This window comes from Pseudomonas sp. SWI7 (assembly GCF_006351945.1).
Classification (GTDB): domain Bacteria; phylum Pseudomonadota; class Gammaproteobacteria; order Pseudomonadales; family Pseudomonadaceae; genus Aquipseudomonas; species Aquipseudomonas fulva.
In genome coordinates, this window is the sequence record NZ_CP040930.1 from 3,474,798 (window position 1) to 3,496,712 (window position 21,915).

At 60.5% G+C, this 21,915-nt stretch carries 17 protein-coding genes; 10 read left to right on the forward strand and 7 right to left on the reverse strand.

Annotated elements, in window-relative coordinates; all coding sequences use genetic code 11:
* Positions 1 to 14: 14 nt before the first annotated feature.
* Entirely contained in the window at positions 15 to 419 is a 405-nt protein-coding gene (locus FH041_RS15905) for a YkgJ family cysteine cluster protein (RefSeq protein ID WP_016712459.1), read from the forward strand.
* A gap of 140 nt (positions 420 to 559) precedes the next feature.
* Here the strand turns inward: FH041_RS15905 and typA are convergent, their stop codons facing one another.
* Positions 560 to 2,380, reverse strand: a complete 1,821-nt coding sequence (typA, locus tag FH041_RS15910) for a translational GTPase TypA (RefSeq protein ID WP_023532979.1) — start codon at positions 2,378 to 2,380, stop codon at positions 560 to 562.
* A 126-nt stretch (positions 2,381 to 2,506) separates the two neighbouring features.
* Complete coding sequence (gene thiI, locus FH041_RS15915) at positions 2,507 to 3,961, reverse strand: tRNA uracil 4-sulfurtransferase ThiI (protein WP_027914071.1); 1,455 nt, start codon at positions 3,959 to 3,961, stop codon at positions 2,507 to 2,509.
* 469 nt (positions 3,962 to 4,430) lie between these two features.
* Between thiI and glnA the strand changes: the two genes are divergently transcribed.
* The 4 genes from glnA (at position 4,431) to ntrC (ending at position 9,312) form a co-directional block, all read left to right on the forward strand.
* A complete protein-coding gene (glnA, locus tag FH041_RS15920; RefSeq protein WP_023532915.1) occupies positions 4,431 to 5,837 on the forward strand; it encodes a type I glutamate--ammonia ligase in 1,407 nt (468 codons plus the stop codon).
* Positions 5,838 to 5,990: 153 nt separating this feature from the next.
* Entirely contained in the window at positions 5,991 to 6,533 is a 543-nt protein-coding gene (locus FH041_RS15925) for a chorismate mutase (protein ID WP_140174844.1), read from the forward strand.
* Positions 6,534 to 6,787: 254 nt separating this feature from the next.
* Positions 6,788 to 7,873, forward strand: coding sequence for a nitrogen regulation protein NR(II) (gene glnL, locus FH041_RS15930; RefSeq protein ID WP_027914073.1), 1,086 nt, complete (start codon positions 6,788 to 6,790; stop codon positions 7,871 to 7,873).
* Positions 7,870 to 9,312 carry a nitrogen regulation protein NR(I) gene (gene ntrC, locus FH041_RS15935; protein ID WP_027914074.1) on the forward strand — a complete coding sequence of 481 codons (1,443 nt, stop codon included), beginning with the start codon at positions 7,870 to 7,872 and terminating at the stop codon, positions 9,310 to 9,312. Before glnL ends, ntrC begins: the two co-directional genes overlap by 4 nt.
* A gap of 295 nt (positions 9,313 to 9,607) precedes the next feature.
* On the opposite strand, the gene FH041_RS15940 is transcribed toward ntrC, so the two are convergent.
* A complete protein-coding gene (locus tag FH041_RS15940) occupies positions 9,608 to 10,045 on the reverse strand; it encodes a hypothetical protein (RefSeq protein WP_140174846.1) in 438 nt (145 codons plus the stop codon).
* Here FH041_RS15940 and trmL point away from each other — a divergent pair.
* The gene (gene trmL / locus FH041_RS15945; protein ID WP_027914076.1) at positions 10,044 to 10,505 is read left to right on the forward strand and encodes a tRNA (uridine(34)/cytosine(34)/5-carboxymethylaminomethyluridine(34)-2'-O)-methyltransferase TrmL; all 462 of its coding nucleotides are present in this window, start codon (positions 10,044 to 10,046) and stop codon (positions 10,503 to 10,505) included. The two genes, FH041_RS15940 and trmL, sit on opposite strands and share 2 nt — an antisense overlap.
* Before the next feature lie 106 nt (positions 10,506 to 10,611).
* Here trmL and secB read toward each other — a convergent pair whose 3' ends face one another.
* From secB to FH041_RS15960, 3 genes are read right to left on the reverse strand one after another with little or no spacing between them, the layout of a single operon-like run.
* On the reverse strand, positions 10,612 to 11,097 hold the full coding sequence (gene secB / locus FH041_RS15950; protein WP_023532907.1) for a protein-export chaperone SecB: 486 nt from the start codon (positions 11,095 to 11,097) through the stop codon (positions 10,612 to 10,614).
* Between the two features lie 41 nt (positions 11,098 to 11,138).
* The gene (grxC, locus tag FH041_RS15955) at positions 11,139 to 11,393 is read right to left on the reverse strand and encodes a glutaredoxin 3 (RefSeq protein WP_027914077.1); all 255 of its coding nucleotides are present in this window, start codon (positions 11,391 to 11,393) and stop codon (positions 11,139 to 11,141) included.
* 1 nt (position 11,394) lies between these two features.
* Positions 11,395 to 11,808 (reverse strand): rhodanese-like domain-containing protein, encoded by a 414-nt coding sequence (locus FH041_RS15960; RefSeq protein WP_023532978.1) that lies wholly within the window; start codon positions 11,806 to 11,808, stop codon positions 11,395 to 11,397.
* A 208-nt stretch (positions 11,809 to 12,016) separates the two neighbouring features.
* Between FH041_RS15960 and gpmI the strand changes: the two genes are divergently transcribed.
* The 4 genes from gpmI (at position 12,017) to FH041_RS15980 (ending at position 17,142) form a co-directional block, all read left to right on the forward strand.
* On the forward strand, positions 12,017 to 13,552 hold the full coding sequence (gene gpmI / locus FH041_RS15965) for a 2,3-bisphosphoglycerate-independent phosphoglycerate mutase (protein ID WP_027914078.1): 1,536 nt from the start codon (positions 12,017 to 12,019) through the stop codon (positions 13,550 to 13,552).
* Between the two features lie 120 nt (positions 13,553 to 13,672).
* Positions 13,673 to 14,974, forward strand: coding sequence for a murein hydrolase activator EnvC (locus FH041_RS15970; RefSeq protein ID WP_028687277.1), 1,302 nt, complete (start codon positions 13,673 to 13,675; stop codon positions 14,972 to 14,974).
* A 76-nt stretch (positions 14,975 to 15,050) separates the two neighbouring features.
* Positions 15,051 to 16,367: a S41 family peptidase gene (locus FH041_RS15975; RefSeq protein WP_023533072.1), complete on the forward strand. Its 1,317-nt coding sequence runs from the start codon at positions 15,051 to 15,053 to the stop codon at positions 16,365 to 16,367.
* Between the two features lie 7 nt (positions 16,368 to 16,374).
* The gene (locus FH041_RS15980; protein ID WP_027914080.1) at positions 16,375 to 17,142 is read left to right on the forward strand and encodes a divergent polysaccharide deacetylase family protein; all 768 of its coding nucleotides are present in this window, start codon (positions 16,375 to 16,377) and stop codon (positions 17,140 to 17,142) included.
* A gap of 128 nt (positions 17,143 to 17,270) precedes the next feature.
* On the opposite strand, the gene FH041_RS15985 is transcribed toward FH041_RS15980, so the two are convergent.
* Positions 17,271 to 21,824: a dermonecrotic toxin domain-containing protein gene (locus FH041_RS15985; RefSeq protein ID WP_140174848.1), complete on the reverse strand. Its 4,554-nt coding sequence runs from the start codon at positions 21,822 to 21,824 to the stop codon at positions 17,271 to 17,273.
* Between the last annotated feature and the right edge of the window lie 91 nt (positions 21,825 to 21,915).

Sequence of the window (21,915 nt, forward strand, 5' to 3'; positions counted from 1 at the left end):
CGCCTCATAAAACGATGAAAACGACCCTGATCGCCGCTGCCGAAGTCGACCGCCTGGAGACTTGGCAGCGCTATGCCAGCCACATGTGCGGCGGCTGCCATTCAACTTGCTGCACCTTGCCGGTGGAGGTCAAGATCAAGGACCTGATCCGCATCGGCGTGGTGGATGAATTCGAAAAAGACGAGCCGCCTAAAAACGTGGCCAAGCGTTTGCAGAAAGAAGGCATCATCGAGCGCTTCAACCAGAAGTCGGGCATCTTCACCCTGACGCGCATGAGCAACGACGATTGCATGTACCTGGATCGTAAGAGCCGCCTGTGCACCATTTATGACAAGCGCCCCGACACCTGCCGCAACCATCCGAAGGTCGGGCCACGGCCGGGGTATTGTGCGTACAAGCCGAAGGTGGTTGGGCGCTAAGACCCAATGGGGTCGATAACCTGTCGGTATTTGCATACCGCTGGAGCCTAGCTGGCCACCGACAGGACAACGAGTCGCCAGACAAACAAAAACGCCCCCGGCCTTTCGACCGGGGGCGTTTTCATTCAGCCTGAGCTAACTCAGTTCTTGGCTTTCTTGGCAGCGCGGGTACGCTCGCCTTCGTCCAGGATCTTTTTGCGCAGACGGATCGACTTCGGCGTGACTTCGCACAGCTCGTCGTCCTGGATGAATTCCAGGGCCTGTTCCAGGGTGTGACGCACTGGCGGTACCAGGGCGATGACTTCGTCTTTGCCCGAAGCACGCATGTTGTCGAGCTTCTTGCCTTTGGTCGGGTTCACACCCAGGTCGTTGTCGCGGCTGTTCAGGCCGATGATCTGACCACCGTAGATTTCCTGACCGTGCTCGACGAACAGCTTGCCGCGCGCTTGCAGGGTTTCCAGGGAGTAGGTCAGGGCCTTGCCGGTTTCGACCGACACCAGTACACCGTTCAGACGGCCGGACATCTGGCCCGACTTCATGGTGTCGTAGCGATCGAAGATCGAGGTCAGGATGCCTGCACCGTTGGTCAGGGTCAGGAACTGGTTACGGAAGCCGATCAGGCCACGGGCCGGGATGTTGTACTCAAGGCGCACACGGCCCTTGCCATCCGGAACCATGTTGGTCAGGTCGCCCTTACGCAGGCCCATCTCTTCCATGACCTTGCCCTGGGATTCTTCAGGGATGTCGATGGTGACGTTTTCGAACGGCTCTTGCTTGACGCCGTCGACTTCACGAATGATCACTTCCGGACGGCCCACGGCCATCTCGAAGCCTTCGCGACGCATGGTTTCGATCAGCACCGACAGGTGCAGCTCGCCACGGCCCGATACCTTGAACTTGTCAGGAGAATCGGTTTCCTGAACGCGCAGGGCTACGTTGTACAGCAGTTCCTTGTCCAGACGGTCCTTGATGTTCCGGCTGGTGACGAACTTGCCTTCCTTGCCGCAGAACGGCGAGTCGTTGACCTGGAAGGTCATGGACACGGTTGGCTCGTCAACGGTCAGTGGCTTCATCGCTTCGACGGCGGTTGGGTCGCACAGGGTGTCGGAGATGAACAGCTCGTCGAAACCGCTGATGCAGACGATGTCGCCAGCCTGGGCTTCTTCAACGTCGACGCGGTGCAGACCGTGGTGGCCCATCAGCTTGAGGATACGGCCGTTACGCTTCTTGCCATTGGTGTCGATGGCGACAACCGGGGTGTTCGGCTTGACGCGACCACGGGCGATGCGGCCAACGCCGATCACACCCAGGAAGCTGTTGTAGTCCAGTGCCGAGATTTGCATCTGGAACGGGCCGTCACGGTCAACCGAAGGCGCAGGTACGTTGTCGATGATCGACTGGTACAGCGGGGTCATGTCTTCGGCCATGTCGGTGTGGTCCAGGCCGGCAATGCCGTTCAGGGCCGAGGCGTAGACGACTTTGAAGTCCAGCTGCTCATCGGTGGCGCCCAGGTTGTCGAACAGATCGAAGATCTGGTCCAGAACCCAGTCAGGACGCGCGCCCGGGCGGTCGACCTTGTTGATGACCACGATTGGCTTGAGGCCAGCTTCGAAGGCCTTCTTGGTCACGAAGCGGGTCTGTGGCATCGGGCCGTCCTGGGCATCGACCAGCAGCAGCACGGAGTCAACCATCGACATCACACGCTCAACCTCGCCACCGAAGTCGGCGTGGCCGGGGGTGTCGACGATGTTGATGTGGTAGCCGTTCCAGTTGATGGCGGTGTTCTTCGCCAGAATGGTGATGCCGCGCTCTTTTTCCTGGTCGTTGGAGTCCATCACGCGCTCGTCGTTGAGCTCGTTACGCTCGAGCGTGCCCGACTGGCGCAGGAGTTTGTCTACCAGGGTGGTTTTGCCATGGTCAACGTGGGCGATGATGGCGATGTTACGCAGATTTTCGATCACAACTGTATCTCGATCAGAGGATTCGGTTGCCGCCAGTGTAGGCGGCGAATAAGTACGTTTGAGGCTCAGCGGGCCCGCAGGTCGGGAGGGCGATGGCGGATGCTGCCGCCATACAGCCCTGGCGTCTTATGCCGGACGATAAACACGCACATTGGCATGTCCCTCACTGAGCAGGTGGTGTGCGTGCAGACGGCTCATCACACCTTTGTCGCAATACAGCAAGTACTGGCGCGTGGGGTCCAGGTGCTTGAACTTGCTGTTGATGGCATAGAACGGAAGCGCCTGGACTTCGATACCGTCGATCGCCAGAGGCTCGTCCTCCTGGGCGTCGGGGTGGCGGATATCGATGACGATCTGGCCCGGCAATGCCTCGGCCACTTCTTCGATCTCGATGTCCTTGCCCAGCTCATCGATCACATGGTCGATGGAGATGAACTTGGCGCGCTCGATGGCGCGCTCGAGTACCTGCATCTCGAACTGCTTTTCTTCGTGCTCCATGCGGTGACGCTTGGCATGGGTAGTCGGGTTCACCGAAATCACGCCGCAGTATTCGGGCATGTGCTTGGCGAAATCGGCGGTACCGATGGCGTTGGCCTGGTCGATGATGTCCTGCTTGTGGGTCGCCAGCAGAGGGCGCAGCACCAGCTTGTCGGTGGCCGAGTCGATGATCGACAGGTTCGGCAGGGTCTGGCTGGATACCTGGGATATGGCTTCGCCAGTCACCAGCGCGTCGATCTCAAGGCGCTCGGCCATTCGCGCCGCGGCACGGAGCATCATGCGCTTGAGGGTGACGCCCATGTAGCTGTTGTCGACCTTGTTGAGGATCTCGCCGACCACTTCCTCGAAGGGTACGCTGATGAACAGCACGCGCTGGCTGCTGCCGTACTTCTTCCAAAGGAAGTGTGCCACTTCCATCACGCCCAGTTCGTGGGCACGTCCGCCGAGGTTGAAGAAGCAGAAGTGCGTCATCAGGCCGCGACGCATCATCTGGTAGGCGGCCACGGTAGAGTCGAACCCGCCGGACATCAGGACCAGGGTCTGCTCCAGGGCGCCCAGCGGGTAGCCGCCAATCCCTTGGTGCTGGTTGTGGATCACGAACAGGCGCTGGTTGCGGATTTCGATGCGTACCAGCACTTCCGGGTTCTTCAACGTGATGCCGGCCGCACCGCACTGCTGGCGCAGCTGGCTGCCCACGTAGCGGTCGACGTCCATCGACGTGAAGTCGTGGTGCCCACCGCGCTTGCAACGCACCGCAAAGTGCTTGCCGGCCAGCAGGTGGCCGAAGTGCTGCTTGCACTTGGCGACGATGTCGTCGAAGTCGCCCAGGGGGTACTCCTCGACCTGCAGGAAGTGGGTAATACCCGGTGTACAGGTCAGGCGCTCGACGATCTCGCGCTGAACCTTCTCGTCCTCGATGCGGGTGATTACCTCGAGGTTGTCCCAGACACCATCGACCACGAGCTCAGGATCCAGATCCTTGAGCACGTTGCGGATGTTCTTGGCGAGCTGACGGATGAAGCGCTTGCGCACCGGCCGGCTCTTGATGGTGATCTCTGGGAAGACTTTGACGATAAGTTTCATTGGTTTACAGCGCGCGCAGGGCCTGCCGAAAATGAGGGGCGCGAATTATATCGGAAATTGCTCAGGATTTGACCAACTTTTGAGCAGAAGCTTGCAGAAAAATGCAGGAAGCCAACTTCAGACACCGCGCGTCGGGGCTTGAAGGCGGTATCCGCGATCTTGGACAGACGGCCCATTGCATCCAGTCGGCCTCATACGTCGAGTACGATCCCATTCAACGCCATTCGACCCAATGCACCTTATTGGTGCGACAATTAAAAAAATCGCATCGTAAGGGTGCACATTTCTCCCTGCAGCCCCAGCCAGATGCCCACAAACGCCCCCTTCTGTCCCGGCCTCGCCATTTTCGGGCACTGGCATGCAATTTGCTCCCTTGTGAGGCAGGTAAGCTTGGCCGACTATCCGCGCCCGGCAACACCCTTTTTCCAGGGCGGCGGCCAACCGTGCCCTAGACCATCCGGAGGACAACATGTCGAAGTCGGTTCAGCTCATCAAAGATCATGACGTCAAGTGGATTGATCTGCGTTTCACGGACACCAAAGGTACTCAGCACCACGTGACCATGCCGGCGCGTGATGCGTTGGACGAAGACTTCTTCGAAGTCGGCAAGATGTTCGACGGCTCCTCCATCGCTGGCTGGAAAGGCATCGAAGCCTCCGACATGATCCTGATGCCGGTAGACGAGACTGCCGTTCTGGACCCGTTCACCGAAGAGCCGACGCTGATCATTACCTGTGACATCGTCGACCCGTCGAGCATGCAGGGCTACGACCGTGACCCACGTGCGATCGCCAAGCGCGCCGAGGAATACCTCAAGAGCACTGGCATCGGTGACACCGTGTTCGCCGGCCCGGAGCCTGAGTTCTTCATCTTCGACGAAGTGAAGTTCCAGTCGGACATCTCCGGCTCGATGTTCAAGATCTTCTCCGAGCAAGGCTCGTGGATGACCGGTGCCGATATCGAAGGCGGCAACAAAGGCCACCGCCCAGGCGTCAAAGGTGGCTACTTCCCAGTACCGCCATTCGACCACGACCACGAAATCCGTACTGCCATGTGCAACGCACTGGAAGAGATGGGCCAGCTGGTCGAAGTGCACCACCATGAAGTGGCCACTGCCGGCCAGAACGAAATCGGCGTCAAGTTCAACACCCTGGTGAAGAAGGCCGACGAAGTCCAGGCCCTCAAGTACGTCGTGCACAACGTTGCCGACGCCTACGGCCGCACCGCTACCTTCATGCCGAAGCCGCTGTACGGCGACAACGGCTCGGGTATGCACGTGCACATGTCGATCTGGAAAGACGGCAAGAACACCTTCGCAGGTGAAGGCTATGCCGGCCTGTCCGACACCGCCCTGTACTTCATCGGCGGCATCATCAAGCACGGCAAGGCCCTGAACGGCTTCACCAACCCGTCGACCAACTCGTACAAGCGTCTGGTCCCAGGTTTCGAGGCACCCGTGATGCTGGCCTACTCGGCACGCAACCGTTCGGCTTCGATCCGTATCCCTTATGTCGGCAGCCCGAAAGCCCGCCGTATCGAGGCGCGTTTCCCAGACCCATCGGCTAACCCGTACCTGGCCTTCGCGGCCTTGCTAATGGCTGGCCTGGACGGCATCCAGAACAAGATCCACCCAGGCGATGCAGCCGACAAAAACCTGTATGACCTGCCGCCTGAAGAAGCCAAGGACATCCCACAGGTGTGCGGCAGCCTGAAGGAAGCCCTGGAAGAGCTGGACAAGGGCCGTGCGTTCCTGACCAAGGGCGGCGTGTTCTCCGATGATTTCATCGACGCGTTCATCGAGCTCAAGAGCGAAGAAGAAATCAAGGTCCGTACCTTCGTCCATCCGCTGGAATACGAGCTGTACTACAGCTGCTGATCTGATCGGCGCCTGGCGCCGATGACTGGATCGAAACGGCCTCCCTTGGGAGGCCGTTTGCGTTTTGGACTTCAGGCATTTCGGAAGTTACCTACCTCGGTGCGTTGCCCATCCCTCTCAGAATCAGACCTCCACCCCTAGGAGGCACCCTGTATGCGCAATCGACTGCTTTGTCTGTTTACAGCGTTCAGCTTGACTGGCTGCACTGCTGCTGCACCGCAACACCCTGCTCTTGAGCCGTTGTTAGCTACCATTGAGCAGCGCCTGGCCATTGCGCAGGCCGTTGCCTTGCACAAGTGGGACAAAGGGCAACCCGTGCAAGCCACTGAACGCGAGCAAGAGGTCCTGATGCGCGTGCAGGTGGCTGCACCTGTGTTTGGCCTGGCCCCGCACGATACCGAAGCCTTTTTTGCCGACCAGATGGAAGCCAACAAGCTTGTGCAGTACACCCTGCTGCACCAATGGCGCTTGGCAGGACAAGCGCCGCACCACCTGCGGGAGGACCTGCAAACGGTCATTCGCCCGCAGCTGGACAGGCTCGAAAGTCAATTGCTTGAACAGCTTGCGGCATTCAGGCGTCAGGACGGGCGGGCCTGTGCGCAGCGCGTGGCTAGCGCTATTGCAAGCCGGCCAAATGCACCGCTGATGAAGCAGGGCATGATCAGGGCAACTGGCCAGCTTTGCGATCCCTCGTAAAAGCCCTATGCTCCAAAATGGTGCAGCAATTTCCTGGTTGCACCGTTATTTATTCCAAAATGAAGCACCTGAAACGTTAATGCAGCGTCTTCTGGTGCGAATCTGGGCGAAAAGTTACAGGATCCTGTCGAATCTGCCTCTTTTCGGCGCCTTGGTTTGTTTCTTGCATTTCCAGACCAACAGCAACCACTGGATGTGTCGCGCACAGCGCGGCTCCTTTGCCAGCAAGCACCGAAAGAGGTCGACGCCGCACCATGACCATCAGTGATGCGCAACACCGTCTGCTTCTGGACAACCTGACCACGGCCACGCTGCTGCTCAACGCCGAGCTGCGGCTGGAATACATGAACCCGGCCGCCGAAATGCTGCTGGCCGTCAGTGGCCAGCGCAGCCACGGGCAGTTCATCAGCGAGCTGTTCACCGAATCCACCGAAGCATTGAGCTCGCTGCGCCAGGCCGTGGAGCAGGCACACCCCTTTACCAAGCGTGAAGCCCAGTTGACCTCGCTGACGGGGCAGACCATCACGGTGGACTATGCCGTTACACCGATCCTGCACCTGAGCCAGACCCTGCTGCTGCTGGAGGTCCACCCACGCGATCGCCTCCTGCGCATCACCAAGGAAGAAGCCCAGCTAAGCAAGCAGGAGACCACCAAGATGCTGGTGCGCGGCTTGGCCCATGAGATCAAGAACCCCTTGGGCGGCATCCGCGGTGCAGCACAATTGCTGGCGCGTCAGTTACCCGAAGAGAGCTTGCGCGATTACACCAACGTGATCATCGAGGAAGCTGACCGCCTGCGTAACCTGGTCGATCGCATGCTGGGCTCGAACAAGCTGCCGTCGCTGGCCATGACCAACATCCATGAGGTGCTGGAGCGGGTATGCAGCCTGGTGGAGGCCGAGAGCCAGGGCTGCATCACCCTGGCGCGTGACTATGACCCTAGCCTTCCGGACGTGCTGATCGACCGCGAACAGATGATCCAGGCTGTGCTCAACATCGTGCGCAACGCCATGCAGGCCATCAGCTCGCAAAATGAGCTGCGCCTGGGCCGCATCACCTTGCGCAGCCGGGCACTGCGCCAGTTCACCATCGGTCACGTGCGCCATCGCCTGGTGGCGCGCGTCGAGATCATCGACAACGGCCCCGGCATCCCTGCCGAGCTGCAGGACACCCTTTTCTATCCCATGGTCAGTGGTCGCCCGGACGGTACCGGCCTGGGCCTGGCCATTACCCAAAACATCATCAGTCAGCACCAGGGGCTGATCGAGTGTGAAAGCCACGCAGGTCACACCGCCTTCTCTATCTATCTGCCCCTGGAACAAGGAGCCACCGCCTCATGAGCCGAAGTGAAACCGTATGGATCGTCGACGATGATCGCTCCATTCGCTGGGTCCTTGAAAAAGCCCTGCAACAGGAAGGGATGACCACCCAGAGCTTCGACAGCGCCGAGGGCGTCATGGGCCGACTGGCCCGTCAGCAGCCTGACGTGATCATTTCCGACATCCGCATGCCTGGCTCCAGTGGCCTGGAGCTGTTGGCGCAGATACGCGACCAGCACCCGCGCCTGCCGGTCATCATCATGACCGCGCACTCGGACCTGGACAGCGCCGTGGCGTCGTACCAGGGCGGTGCTTTCGAGTACTTGCCCAAACCTTTCGATGTGGATGAAGCGGTTGCCCTGGTCAAGCGTGCCAACCAGCACGCCCAGGAGCAGCAAGGGTTGGAAGTGCCACAAAACCTGGCGCGCACCCCTGAAATCATCGGTGAAGCACCGGCGATGCAGGAGGTGTTCCGCGCCATCGGCCGTCTGAGCCATTCCAACATCACCGTGCTGATCAATGGCGAGTCCGGTACGGGCAAGGAATTGGTCGCCCACGCGCTGCATCGGCACAGCCCGCGCGCAGCCGCCCCCTTCATCGCCCTGAACATGGCGGCGATCCCCAAGGACCTGATGGAGTCGGAGCTGTTTGGCCATGAAAAAGGCGCTTTCACCGGCGCGGCCAACCTGCGTCGAGGGCGCTTCGAACAAGCGGACGGCGGCACGCTGTTTCTCGATGAGATCGGCGACATGCCGGCCGATACCCAGACGCGCCTGCTGCGTGTGTTGGCCGACGGCGAGTTCTATCGCGTAGGCGGCCACATTCCGGTCAAGGTCGACGTGCGCATCATTGCTGCTACCCATCAGAACCTGGAAGCGCTGGTGCAGGCCGGAAAGTTCCGCGAGGACTTGTTCCATCGCCTGAACGTCATCCGCATTCATATCCCTCGGTTGGCGGACCGCCGTGAAGACATTCCCGCCCTTGCCCGCCACTTCCTGGCCCGGGCGGCCCAGGAGCTATCGGTAGAACCCAAGGTACTCAAGCCAGAGACCGAGGAGTTCATCCGCAACCTGCCATGGCCGGGCAACGTGCGACAGATGGAAAACACCTGCCGCTGGATCACGGTAATGGCTTCGAGCCGTGAGGTATTGATCGGCGACCTGCCACCTGAGTTGTTGAACCTGCCACAGGATGCCGCACCGGTTACCAACTGGGAGCAAGCACTGCGCCAGTGGGCGGACCAGGCACTGGCGCGCGGGCAGACCAGCCTGCTTGACAGCGCCGTTCCGAGTTTCGAGCGCATCATGATCGAGACGGCCCTCAAGCACACCGCCGGGCGGCGCCGAGATGCGGCACTGTTGCTGGGATGGGGTCGCAACACTTTGACGCGCAAGATCAAGGAACTAGGCATGAACGTAGCCGGTGGTGATGAAGAGGAAGGTGAAGACCACCAGGCGTAGACGACTGCAGAACACCTGAAAAGGGCCGCTTCGCGGCCCTTTTTCATTTAGGCGCATGGTTGCACCGTTTCTGTGCCAGACGCACCGCCCGAAGGCACAAATGGCCGCAAACACTGGCCGTTTTCCCCTTTTCATCCTGTTATAGCGGGGCTCAGAAGTTGGCACGGCACCTGCAACAGGACAAATAACATCCGTTTCGGGGGCCCTGGTACAGGCAGGCCAGGTGACCCCTCTTTTATTCGCTCACGCACACGTTTCGGGGACCTTGGTACAGGCAGGCCGGGAATCCCCTCTTTTATTCGCGCAGGTCCACCTGCACCCGCCAGCGTCCAGACACTTCTTCACTGGACCAGTGGCCCTGCAGCGTACGCGCAGCCACCACCGTCAACAGCAGGCCCTCCTGGCTGTCCTGCACCCGCCAGCTGACCGGCTTGCCACGCACGGTCAACTGCCCTCGCTGGGGGCGGCCCTTGGCCTGAAACAGCAACGCCACGGTACCTTCCACATTCTCCCCATGCAGCTTGGGTTCTGCGTTGAACCACAACACCAACCCATCTTGCGCCACGCTCACCTGCTGCAGCTCGCGCTCCACGGGCGCGGTCAGACGGCCAATCATCAAACCGATCATCACGCCCACGATTGCCAGTGAAAGCATCACCCTGGGGAAGGCTTTCGATCGCACGTCCGGTTCAGGGGTAGAATTCTCACCATCTTCATGCTTGGAGCCGTGCATGTTTCACGTCATCCTTTTTCAACCCGAAATTCCACCCAATACGGGCAACATCATTCGCCTGTGCGCCAACAGCGGATGCGCGCTGCACTTGATCGAGCCCATCAGCTTCGAACTGGACGACAAGCGCTTGCGCCGCGCAGGCCTCGATTACCACGAGTATGCCACGCTCAAGCGCCACCCGAGCTTGGCGCACTGCCTGGAAAGCCTGGGCCAGCCAAGGCTCTTCGCCTTCACGACCAAGGGTTCGCACCCTTTCCATGAAGTGGCCTACCAGCCTGGCGACGCATTTCTGTTTGGCCCCGAAAGCCGCGGCCTGCCGACGGATGTGCTGGACAGCCTGCCCGCCGAACAACGACTGCGACTGCCCATGCGCCCCGGGTGCCGGAGCCTGAACCTGTCCAACACGGTAGCTGTGACGGTATACGAAGCCTGGCGTCAGAACGGGTTTGCCGGTAGCTGACTTAGCGTCAGGCAGCCGCGCAATGCCCTACGGGGCCTGCCGGCGTGGGGCTGTACGCCAGACAAACAAAAAGCGCCCCTGAGGGCGCTTTTGGTGAAGCGGGCGATCACTGCACGGTGGGTGCTTCGCCGGCTTCCTGCATACGCTGCATTTCTTGCGCATACAGCGCGTCGAAATTGACCGGCGACAGCATCAGGGCCGGGAAAGAACCACGGGTCACCAGGCTGTCCAGGGTTTCGCGAGCATACGGGAACAGGATGTTCGGGCAGAACGCACCCAGGGTGTGGCTCATCGACTCGGCATCCAGGTTCTTGATCAGGAAGATACCCGCCTGTTGCACTTCGGCGATGAAGGCGACTTCGTCACCGTTCTTGACCGTCACCGACAGGGTCAGCACCACTTCGTGGAAGTCACCTTCCAGGGCCTTCTGCTTGGTGTTCAGGTCCAGCCCGACGCTCGGCTCCCAGGTTTGACGGAAGATCTGCGGGCTTTTCGGGGCTTCGAACGACAAGTCACGCACATAGATGCGCTGCATCGAGAACTGAGGGCTGTTGTCTTCTGCAGCAGCGCCGGTGGTCTGTTGGTCAGTCATGGCAGATCCTTATCCTAATGTTTGGGAATGCAGTGCAAAAATCAGTCGGCCAGCAGTGCGTCGAGCTTACCGGCGCCCTCCAGGGCATGCAGTTCATCGCAGCCACCGACGTGGGTGCTGCCGATCCAGATCTGCGGCACGGAGGTGCGGCCGGCCTTCTGGGTCATCTCAGCGCGAACCTGCGGCTTGCCATCGACCTTGATTTCCTGGAATGCCACACCCTTGCTTTGGAGCAGGTACTTGGCACGCATGCAGTAGGGGCAGTAGTCGCTGGAATAGACGATGACAGGCTTCATATCACTTCACCAAAGGCAGGTTGTCGGCTTTCCAGCTGGAAACGCCACCGCTGAGCTTGGCAGCGTTGTAACCAGCCTTGAGCAGGTCGCGGCACACGGTGCCGGCATGTTGACCCATCGCGTCCACCACGATCAGGGTCTTGTCCTTGTGCTTTTCGAGCTCGGTCATGCGGGTGGCCAGCTTGTCCTGGGGGATGCTGAGCGCACCGACGATGTGACCGGCAGCATATTCCTTGGCCGGGCGGATATCGATCACCAGCCCTTTGTCGGCGTTGACCAGGGCGGTGAGTTGCCCATTGCTCAGGCTCTGCCCGCCACGGCGGATTTCGTTGACCAGCAAGGCCGCCAGCAGAACGACGAAGATCGCCACCAGGAGGTAGTGGTTTGTCGCGAATTGAATCAGGTTAGCAACCATCTGGGGTGTTCCACGCGATTGAAAATGCCGGCCAGTATACACACCAGCCCGGTGCCACCAAAGCCTGACCGGAGCGCCGATCAAGCGCCGTTACACATTGCCGCATGGGTGCACCGGTCGGGTTCGAGGACGATTATTCGCCCATACCCGGCGCATTTGCCCTAAAATGCGTGTCTTTATCATCTTTGAACAACCGTGAGTTTGATTGATGACGAGCACGCCCAAACCCCTGGTCCTGATCATCCTGGACGGCTTCGGTTACAGCGAAAGCCCTGAATACAATGCCATCCACGCCGCCAACACGCCGGTGTACGACCGCTTGCAGGCTACCCAGCCGCACGGCCTGATTTCCGGTTCGGGCATGGATGTCGGCCTGCCGGATGGCCAGATGGGCAACTCCGAGGTCGGCCACATGAACCTGGGCGCCGGGCGCGTCGTTTACCAGGACTTCACCCGCGTCACCAAGGCCATTCGTGACGGCGAGTTCTTCACCAACCCGGTGCTCACGGGTGCGGTCGATGCGGCGGCGGGCGCTGGCAAGGCCGTGCACATTCTCGGCCTGCTGTCCGACGGTGGCGTTCACAGCCACCAGGACCACCTCGTTGCCATGGCCGAGCTGGCTGCGCAGCGTGGTGCCGAAAAAATCTACCTGCACGCCTTCCTCGATGGCCGCGACACCCCGCCGCGCAGCGCCCAATCCTCCATCGAGCTGCTTGACGCCACCTTCGCCCGGCTGGGCAAAGGCCGCATCGCCAGCCTCATCGGCCGCTACTTCGCCATGGACCGCGACAACCGCTGGGACCGGGTGAGCGCCGCTTACAACCTGATCGTCGACAGTGACGCGCAATACACTGCCGATACTGCCCTGGCCGGCCTTGAAGCAGCCTACGCCCGCGATGAGAGCGATGAGTTTGTCAAGGCCACGCGCATCGGCGAGCCCGTCAAGGTCGAAGATGGCGATGCGGTGATCTTCATGAACTTCCGCGCCGACCGCGCCCGCGAGTTGTCGCGCGTGTTCGTCGAGCCTGACTTCAACGAGTTCCCGCGCGCGCGCCTGCCGAAAGTGGCGGCGTACATCGGCCTGACCCAATACTCGGCCAAGATCCCGGCGCCGGCCGCCTTCGCGCCGGCCAGCCTGCACAACGTACTGGGCGAATACCTGGCGAACAACGGCAAGACCCAACTGCGCATCGCCGAGACCGAAAAGTACGCGCATGTCACCTTCTTCTTCTCGGGCGGGCGCGAAGAGCCATTCGAAGGCGAAGAGCGCATCCTCATCCCATCGCCCAAGGTCGCCACCTATGACCTGCAGCCGGAAATGAGCGCGCCCGAGGTCACCGACCGTATCGTCGAAGCCATCGAGCAGCAGCGCCACGACGTGATCGTGGTGAACTACGCGAACGGTGACATGGTTGGCCATACCGGTGTGTTCGATGCGGCAGTCAAGGCCGTCGAGGCCCTGGATGGTTGCATGGGCCGCATCGTCGCGGCGCTTGAAAAGGTCGGCGGCGAAGCGCTCATCACGGCCGACCATGGCAACGTCGAGCAAATGGAAGACGAATCCACCGGCCAGGCGCACACCGCGCACACCACCGAGCCAGTACCGTTCATCTATGTAGGCAAGCGCAACCTCAAGGTCCGCGAAGGCGGCGTGCTGGCAGACGTGGCACCGACCATGCTCAAGCTGCTGGGGCTGGAGAAGCCTGCCGAGATGACAGGCACTTCCATCCTGATCGACGCCTGACGGTCATGCCACACGCCACACGAAGCACGTGCCGGTTCACGGCCCCTTCCTGTGGCGTGTAGCGTGCAGCCTGCCGCTCATTCATACTAGGCCAGTCTCCATCCCCGGTATGCCAAACCCATGCTTCGCGCCCTGATCCTTCTCGCCTTGTCTTGCCTGCTCACCCCGGCGTTCGCCGATGAGCGCGCACAGACCCAGCAGCAACTGGACGCCACCCGCCAGGACATCGCCGAACTCAAGAAAACCTTGGGCAAGCTCCAGGAAGAAAAGGCAGGTGTGCAGAAAGACCTAAAGGCCACCGAAACCGACATCGGCAACCTGGAAAAGCAGGTGGAGGCCCTGCAGCAGCAACTAAAAAAGACCGAAGGCGAGCTGGAGCGCCTTGATACCGAGAAAAAAAAACTCCAGAGCGCCCGCGTTGAACAACAGCGGCTGATCGCCATTCAGGCCCGTTCGGCCTATCAGAACGGCCGTGAGGAATACCTCAAGCTGCTGCTCAACCAGCAGAACCCCGAAAAATTTGCGCGAACGCTCACCTACTACGATTACCTCAGCAAGGCACGCCTGGAGCAACTGCGCGCCTTCAATGACACCTTGCGCCAACTGGCCGGTGTGGAACGCGACATCGGCAGTCAACAAGCGCAATTGCTGGCCCAGCGCGCCGACCTCGACACCCGCCGTCAGGCGCTGGAAGTCGAACGGGGCAAGCGCCGCGAGGTGCTGGCCAAACTCAACGGCGATGTGAAAGACCGCGACCAGAAGTTGCGCGCCCGCGAGCAGGACCAGGCCGACCTCTCCAAGGTGCTCAAGACCATCGAGGAAACCCTGGCCCGCCAGGCGCGTGAAGCCGAGCAGGCTCGTCAACGCGCACTGCTGGCCCAGCAGGAAGCGGAAAAACGCCGCCAGCAAGAGGCCCTCGCCGCCGCCGCCCGTGACAAGGCACCCGAGCCGGTCGAGCCACCTCGCAAGGCCCGCGCGACCCTCGGGCCCATGGTTTCGAGCGACGGTGCCAGTTATGGCGGTGCATTTTCTGCTTCCCGCGGAAAACTTCCATGGCCAGTCAATGGTCGATTGCTGGCACGCTTCGGGGATGCCCGCGGCGGTGATTCACGCGCCAAGTGGGACGGGGTGATGATCAGTGCCAACCCCGGTACCCAGGTGCGGGCTGTCCATGGAGGCCGTGTGGTGTTCGCCGACTGGTTGCGTGGCGCCGGTCTTCTGGTCATTCTCGACCATGGCAATGGTTACCTGAGCCTGTATGGCCATAACCAGAGCCTGCTCAAGAGCGCCGGTGACGTCGTCAAGGCAGGCGAAGCCATTTCGACAGTCGGCGACAGTGGTGGCCAGGAGGCTGCCGGTCTGTATTTCGCCATCCGCCAGCAGGGCCGGCCTTCCGACCCCTCCCAGTGGTGCCGCGGCTAGTCAAACTTATGTGGCGCAGCGTGTGCTGTGCCCATGCTCCGAAGGGAGCGTCTACAGGATCAGGAGTTCGTTCGACATGCTGCACTCGCCCCGTCTTACCCAGCTGGCCCTGTCCATCGCCCTGGCGGTCGGCGCACCCCTGGCCGTTGCCGCAGAGCCGACCAAGGCGGCAGCCGTGCCGGCCACAGAGGTAACGGCCAAGGCGCCGCTGCCGCTTGAAGAGCTGCGCACTTTCGCTGAAGTCATGGACCGCATCAAGGCGGCCTATGTCGAGCCTGTCGATGACAAGACCCTGCTGGAAAACGCCATCAAGGGCATGCTCAGCAACCTTGATCCCCACTCGGCCTACCTGGGCCCTGAAGATTTCCAGGAGCTTCAGGAAAGTACCAGTGGTGAATTTGGCGGTCTGGGCATAGAAGTCGGCCAGGAAGACGGCTTCATCAAGGTCGTCTCGCCCATCGATGACACGCCGGCGTCCAAGGCAGGTGTCCAGGCGGGGGACCTGATCGTCAAGATCAACGGCGCACCGACACGTGGCCAGACCATGACCGAAGCCGTGGACAAGATGCGCGGCAAGGTGGGCGACAAGATCACCCTGACGCTGGTGCGCGACGGGGGTACGCCGTTCGATGTGACGCTGGCCCGTGCAGTCATTCAGGTCAAGAGCGTCAAGAGCCAGCTGCTTGAGAACGACTACGGCTACATCCGCATCACCCAGTTCCAGGTCAAGACCGGCGACGAAGTGGGCAAGGCCTTGGCCAAGCTGCGCAAGGACAACGGCAAGAAGCTGCGTGGCGTGATCCTGGACCTGCGCAACAACCCGGGGGGCGTGTTGCAGTCGGCGGTGGAAGTGGCTGACCATTTCCTGACCAAGGGCTTGATCGTGTACACCAAAGGGCGGATCGCCAATTCCGAGCTGCGCTTCTCGGCTGACCCCGCCGATGCCAGCGAAGGTGTGCCACTGGTGGTGTTGATCAACGGCGGCAGTGCCTCGGCCTCGGAAATCGTCGCGGGCGCCTTGCAGGACCAGAAGCGCGGCGTGCTGATGGGCACCGACAGTTTTGGCAAGGGCTCGGTCCAGACAGTGCTGCCACTGGCCAACGACCGTGCGCTGAAACTGACCACTGCCCTGTACTTCACCCCCAACGGTCGCTCCATCCAGGCCCAGGGTATCGTGCCGGACATCGAGGTCCGCCAGGCCAAGCTTACGGCCGAAGCGGACAACGACAACTTCAAGGAAGCCGACCTGCAAGGGCACCTGGGCAACGGCAATGGTGGCGCCGACCGCCCCACAGGCAGCAGCAAGCGCAAGGAGCGGCCCCAGGACAACGACTTCCAGCTGAGCCAGGCCCTGAGTCTGCTCAAGGGCCTGAACATCACCAAAGGCAGCTGAGCCACCCATGCGTTATTTGCTGTATCTGCTGATCGGGCTGGTGGCGGGCGTGGCGCACGCAGCGCCCACCGGCCAGGCGTACATGAGCATCATCATCGATGACCTGGGTCAGAGCCCCGAACGCGACAGCCGAACCCTGGCGCTGCCGGGGCCGGTGACCATGGCCATCATGCCTGACACCCCGCATGCCACCGACTTCGCCCGCCAAGCGCACAAGGCGGGTAAAACCGTCATCCTGCACATGCCCATGGACCCGGCCACCGGGCCCTATGCCTGGCACCCCGGCGTGCCGCTGGCCGAGCTTGCCAGGCGTCTTGATGCAGCCCTGGCCAAGGTGCCTTATGCCGCTGGTGTGAACAACCACATGGGCAGCCGTATGACTGCACAACGCGACGCCATGACCTGGTTGATGGGCGAGCTACAGCGACGCGACCTGTTCTTCGTCGACAGCCGCACTAGCGCCGCGACCGTGGCCGCGGCACAAGCTCAGGCACAGGGTACGGCGAACGTGTCCAGGGATGTGTTTCTGGATGACGAGCGCACGCCAGAGGCAATCACGCGCCAACTGCACCAAGGCATCGCCCTGGCGCGCAAGCAGGGGTCAGCGGTGCTGATTGGCCACCCGTATCCACAAACCCTCGAAGTGCTGGAGCGCGAGCTACCCACCCTCGCGCGACAGGGTGTGAAGCTGATCAACCTGCAACAGATGATTGCCGAACGGAGCAACCTGGCCATGCCCGCCCACGGCAAGCAAGGCCGTTACAGCAATCGTTGAGCAGCGTCGCGTGCGGGCCTGCGAAGCGAGTCGAGCGCGTGCCTTCATGCCAGCGCAGGCACGTCGGTGACGTCTGGACCCTGCCCCCCGGGCGGCGAGCAGAGCACAGGCCATCACAGTCAACAGCGTTACTCGAATGGAATGATGCCCTCGACATCGCCTTTGCGTAGCTGGCCACGGTAGATGGAGAGCACTTCCTGTTTCTTCGCGGCCCGCAACACGGCTTGATGCCCAAGCCTGCGCTGCTCCCACAATTTCAGATGCCCTCGAGAAAATTCTCGATCCGGCGTGTCGACGGCGGGGTAGTGAAAGTGAGCCTCCCAGATAGGCTTGCCTGACGCCCGTTTGATCTCGTAGGTGTCCAAGTAATCGTTTGCCCCCAACGGCACCCTGCGATCGGCTTGACTAATGCTGATCTCACCCAGTCCGTGAAGGAACTTGAGCGCGTTCAAGGTAGGGGTCTTGCAGGTCAGGTAATACGTTTTGAGCAGCTCCTGACGATGGTCTTCGAGCTCGGTGATTGCATGCTCGATTCGCCCTCTCAACGCACTCTCGGCATCCGTTCGGGGCAAAAGCGCCAGATTGCTTTCGAGGTCTTTGACGTGCTGGTCGACAATCGTGGTCAATCCCAGGGGCTCATTCTTGGCGAAAAATTTCTTTGCCATCGCAACCGTGGCATCAACGCCATCGATCAGCTTCTGCGCTTGTCGGCGTAGTTCGCTTAGCCTTATGGCAGGGCCAGGCGAATGTTCGGTCGTGCCTAAGGGCTCGACCTCTTGCCACTGGCTATTCTGCCGGCGAAAGGTTCGCAACACCTTCGCATGACTGTCCACTTGCTGCACCACGGGCAGGCCTGCGTCGTCGACGCTCTCGACACCCACAACGTTACGTCCCTGCTGGGTCCTGACCATTCGACGCACACCGCCGCGCGGCGCATAGACGGGAGCGCGTGGTGCAGAGGTCTTGGTCTGCTCGACCTCACGAAGATTGGCCTGCATTTCCTCGTTGGCCAACAGCTTCAACCGGCGTAGCTCTTCCAGATACTGCTGGAGCTTATCGAGCCGGATAGCTTCAGGTTTGGCGCCGGCCAGGTATTGCGCCATGCCAATGGTCTCTTCGTACGCATCGATCACGTCATTGAGCACAGCGACTCGCTCTTCGCCAGACAGGCTACTGCCAGCCAATTCACCATGTGCACTGCCCGCACTCTTGAGTGCCTTTCCAACCAACATTTCGTTGTACTCGTTGATCTGCTTTTCAGAGGCGCCCCGGAGACGATCAACTGACAGTTCGCCAAGGTCTTCAAGCAGTCGAAACTCAAGATCAATGGCGTTCAATTGGCGCTGTTGAATGATTCTGGTCAGTTCAAGATGCTTGTTTTCGCTCTTGCCATCCTCGTCCTGGAACACAATGTCATTGTCGGCTCGGGTGCTCTCAAGTAGAGGATCAAGTTTAGCGGCCAAGGCCAGCATGTCTTTGGCCCACTGCGTCACGCGTTCGAGCGAGGCGGTCAATTGCTTGTAGCGTTGCTGCTCCTGCTCAGTGGTAGGGAGGACTGCGATTTCCTCAAGCTGAGCGTCTATGGACTCCTCATTGATCATATCCGCCAGCAAGTTGTAATACATCTCGCAGGACCTCAACAGGCCACGTCGGATAATACTGCGTTGATACGCTACCGTGGTCGAGACGAGCTGACTGGAAGGTCTTACCGATCCGCCCGACATGAGCAGAGCGTCGTGCTCGCTGTCGTGTTTGATGAGTGCGTCCAGGTCTTTGCACACATACTGGCGCTGCCTCCTTCTGACTTGGCGCAGTAGACTGATCATTTCCAGCTGCTGTGCATCGGGCGTTTCGACTCGCTCGAGTTCCTCAAGTTTTTCGGTGGTCTTATCCACTTCCGAAGCATGTCGGTCATAGGTCTCGGCCAATGTTTCGCGCGCATACGTCAAGCGCGCATCCTCTTCACGCATGCTCTCTTCGCGGCGCATGTTCTCTTCGCGCACAAGCTGAAGACGGCTCTTGGGCATACCGCCGAGCAAGCGTTGGCCCGAGTCGATACGCCACGCTCCCCCCACATACCTCAACCACGGGCCAGGCTGGCCCTGCGCATCAACGATCCGCACACCTTCGGTATCAACCGATACAGCAAAGGTGCCCATCAGCATTTTTGCGTAGCGCTGCCCATCGACCGTGTAAAGACCTGCGGCCTCCCCGCTGGAAGCGGGCGAGTGCTCTTCCAGATCGATCTGCACGCGCAACCCCAAGACCTTGCTGCGCATTTCGACCGGCAAGGCATTGAACCCTTCCCCACCAGAGAAGGAGAAATCCATGATCGCCTGCGGCTTGGTGACCGGCCCAGGAAGGTAGACTTTGCCTTGCGTGGGCATATCGGCATCGGCCAGCACTGGGAGTGTCGACCCCGGCGCCAACGTTGAAGGGCGTAAGGCATCGGGTAACTCTACCGGCTTGGCGGCAGTTTTTGGTCCGAACACATGCCCCAGTGCCATTACCAGGTTGAGCACGATATCCACAATGGCAGCCGAGCGCTCGAACGCCGTACCTTCTCGGATGGCTTTTTCGTCGGCCGCCGCGGCATTGAGCGTTTGGACCATCCAGGCTATGGCGCCGACGGGCCCTGTTACCACCATAGAAGCGACATCGAACAGCAACCAGGCACCTTGAGTGAGAATCGCCCACTGGCTTTCTGCGTTGGAAACCGAGCTGCGCTCGGCCAAATCGACCAGCAAATCGCGGTTGGCTCTGTACAGCTTGAGATCGACAGCATCCAACCAAGGCTTGGCCCAGAACTGAGCAGGCGCTACACGCCCGGGCAAGATCGAGGTATCGATGATCGAATGCCCCAGATGAGGCTCGCTGAAGCCGCCGTGGTCGTAGACCGGGCGCACTTCAGGCGTGAGCCAGTCAAGGATGCTGGTCTGCAGCTCAGCATCGTCGCGCACCTGAGCCATCAAAGCGTCCGTACTGGTGAATTCCAGCACGGCCTTCCCGCCGTAGAGGGGCCTGTACAGCACAACGGTCCCTGGGGTTTGATTGACCAGGACATACATGCCATGCACCCGATCGTATTGCTCACTGTCCGGCGCACGTCGCAATGCGAACGGCATCAGTGTGCTGGCCGGCTGCGCTGCGTCCAGCCTACCGCCGCAATAATCGGAAATAGCCTGCAGGCCGATTTCGCTCAACTGTTGCGTCAATTTCGCCAGCAAGGCGCTATTGAGCAATGCGCTTCGCCATTCTCCTGCGAAGCGTTTGACCCGCTCAGGTTGGCGCTGCGCGTCGTCGAGATGGGTGACCACATACGCTGGGTAAGTAGCACCGATATCCACTCGCCAGACAAGCTGCTTGAGGTAATCAACGGTCAACCAATCCATGATCAGCTGATCTTCACGGTGGCCGATGGCGGTGATGGTCGCTTGCCCGAGCGAACTCAGGTTACCAATGGCAAACTCCGTCAACGTGATAGTGCGCTTTTCCACAACGCCGTCGCCGGCGCCTGTACCTGCCCCGCCAGGAACCCCGTAGGCAGTGCTCAATTCCAGAAGCACATCATCGGGAAAGTAATTGGCATCAACCGGATGGTCCTGCAACAGCTGCTTTCGCAATTGCTGACTGGTGTAGCTGTGAAGATCGAGAATCCCGGACAGTGCCCCTTCCCCGTCCGAGTCGGCCTGGGCCAGGGCAATTTCGAAAAAGGCGCTCTGGCAAGCGAAGCTATCGGCTGCTGCCACCCGAAATACACCAACCGGCGCTTTCTTGAAATCGGACGGGTCGACATAACCTTCGATGAACCATTGCGCAGGATCGCTCAATGCAAAGTAGGCGTTTTCCAACTGCGTGACGTCGGTCAATGGCGCCTTGTACAGGTCGTTCACTTGCCCCAGCATGAGTTCCTGCATCATGGCCGTTTGCTGCGCAAAGGGATCCCCTTCAAGCTCATGCCGATGCCAGGCCATCTCTAGCTCGTCCACAAGGCCGGGATATTCCTGCTGCAGGGCCTGCGCGAACTCATCCAGCGTGTCGAACGCCCAGACCACGCCGGACGGTTTGCACCACAGCACTGTCTCACCCTCATCCCACTGCCCTTGCACGATAAGATCGGGCAGGAATCGGCTAACGGTGGTGTTCTGATAGGGGCGGGTCATCTCCACCATGAACACCGTCGGCCGCTCACTGGGGCTGCCCAAGAGTCCACGCAAACATGCCTGCTGCCGAGCGCTCAAGCCTTGAAGTGACAGGTTGTGCAGCAGCGCCGTCTTCAAGACCAGTTGCAGCCAGCGGTCACGGCTGACCCCCATGCTGCCGACAGCACGCCAGTACTCGACCTGCGCCGCGTTGAAGTAGCCATCCAGTAAAAGCAGCAGGTCTTCGAAGGCAGGTTGCAGAGCGAAGAGATCGATTTGATCGCCCTCTGCTGTCTCGAACGGATCTGGGATGGCGAAGAAATGTTTGCCGTCGAGCAGCAGATACTGGTTGAAATTGGCCACTGGCGCGAAGTCCAGCACCCGGTTGTGCAGCTTTGCCTTGAGGATCTCGTCCACGAGCGGAAGGGTCGATACGCTTTGCCCATCGGGGTTAGCTCTGACCAGGCTCAGCTGGTTGGCATCCTTGAGCGTGGGGCGATGGACGGCGATCAGGGGGTAGTGCTCGATCAGCAGACCCATGATCTGCCGGCTGGCTACTTGCCGTAATGTAGGCCTGCTTGAAAATTGCGCGTTGACCTGGGCTTTGAGGTCGTATGAAGCGGCTCGAGCG

Bases quoted from the DNA above. Each gene is read 5' to 3' on its own strand.
- FH041_RS15905 (WP_016712459.1), top strand. From the start codon at position 15: ATGAAAACGACCCTGATCGCCGCTGCCGAAGTCGACCGCCTGGAGACT.
- thiI (WP_027914071.1), bottom strand. From the start codon at position 3,961: ATGAAACTTATCGTCAAAGTCTTCCCAGAGATCACCATCAAGAGCCGG.
- glnA (WP_023532915.1), top strand. From the start codon at position 4,431: ATGTCGAAGTCGGTTCAGCTCATCAAAGATCATGACGTCAAGTGGATT.
- FH041_RS15925 (WP_140174844.1), top strand. From the start codon at position 5,991: ATGCGCAATCGACTGCTTTGTCTGTTTACAGCGTTCAGCTTGACTGGC.
- glnL (WP_027914073.1), top strand. From the start codon at position 6,788: ATGACCATCAGTGATGCGCAACACCGTCTGCTTCTGGACAACCTGACC.
- ntrC (WP_027914074.1), top strand. From the start codon at position 7,870: ATGAGCCGAAGTGAAACCGTATGGATCGTCGACGATGATCGCTCCATT.
- trmL (WP_027914076.1), top strand. From the start codon at position 10,044: ATGTTTCACGTCATCCTTTTTCAACCCGAAATTCCACCCAATACGGGC.
- FH041_RS15940 (WP_140174846.1), bottom strand. From the start codon at position 10,045: ATGCACGGCTCCAAGCATGAAGATGGTGAGAATTCTACCCCTGAACCG.
- secB (WP_023532907.1), bottom strand. From the start codon at position 11,097: ATGACTGACCAACAGACCACCGGCGCTGCTGCAGAAGACAACAGCCCT.
- grxC (WP_027914077.1), bottom strand. From the start codon at position 11,393: ATGAAGCCTGTCATCGTCTATTCCAGCGACTACTGCCCCTACTGCATG.
- FH041_RS15960 (WP_023532978.1), bottom strand. From the start codon at position 11,808: ATGGTTGCTAACCTGATTCAATTCGCGACAAACCACTACCTCCTGGTG.
- gpmI (WP_027914078.1), top strand. From the start codon at position 12,017: ATGACGAGCACGCCCAAACCCCTGGTCCTGATCATCCTGGACGGCTTC.
- FH041_RS15970 (WP_028687277.1), top strand. From the start codon at position 13,673: ATGCTTCGCGCCCTGATCCTTCTCGCCTTGTCTTGCCTGCTCACCCCG.
- FH041_RS15975 (WP_023533072.1), top strand. From the start codon at position 15,051: ATGCTGCACTCGCCCCGTCTTACCCAGCTGGCCCTGTCCATCGCCCTG.
- FH041_RS15980 (WP_027914080.1), top strand. From the start codon at position 16,375: ATGCGTTATTTGCTGTATCTGCTGATCGGGCTGGTGGCGGGCGTGGCG.
- FH041_RS15985 (WP_140174848.1), bottom strand. From the start codon at position 21,824: ATGGGTCTGCTGATCGAGCACTACCCCCTGATCGCCGTCCATCGCCCC.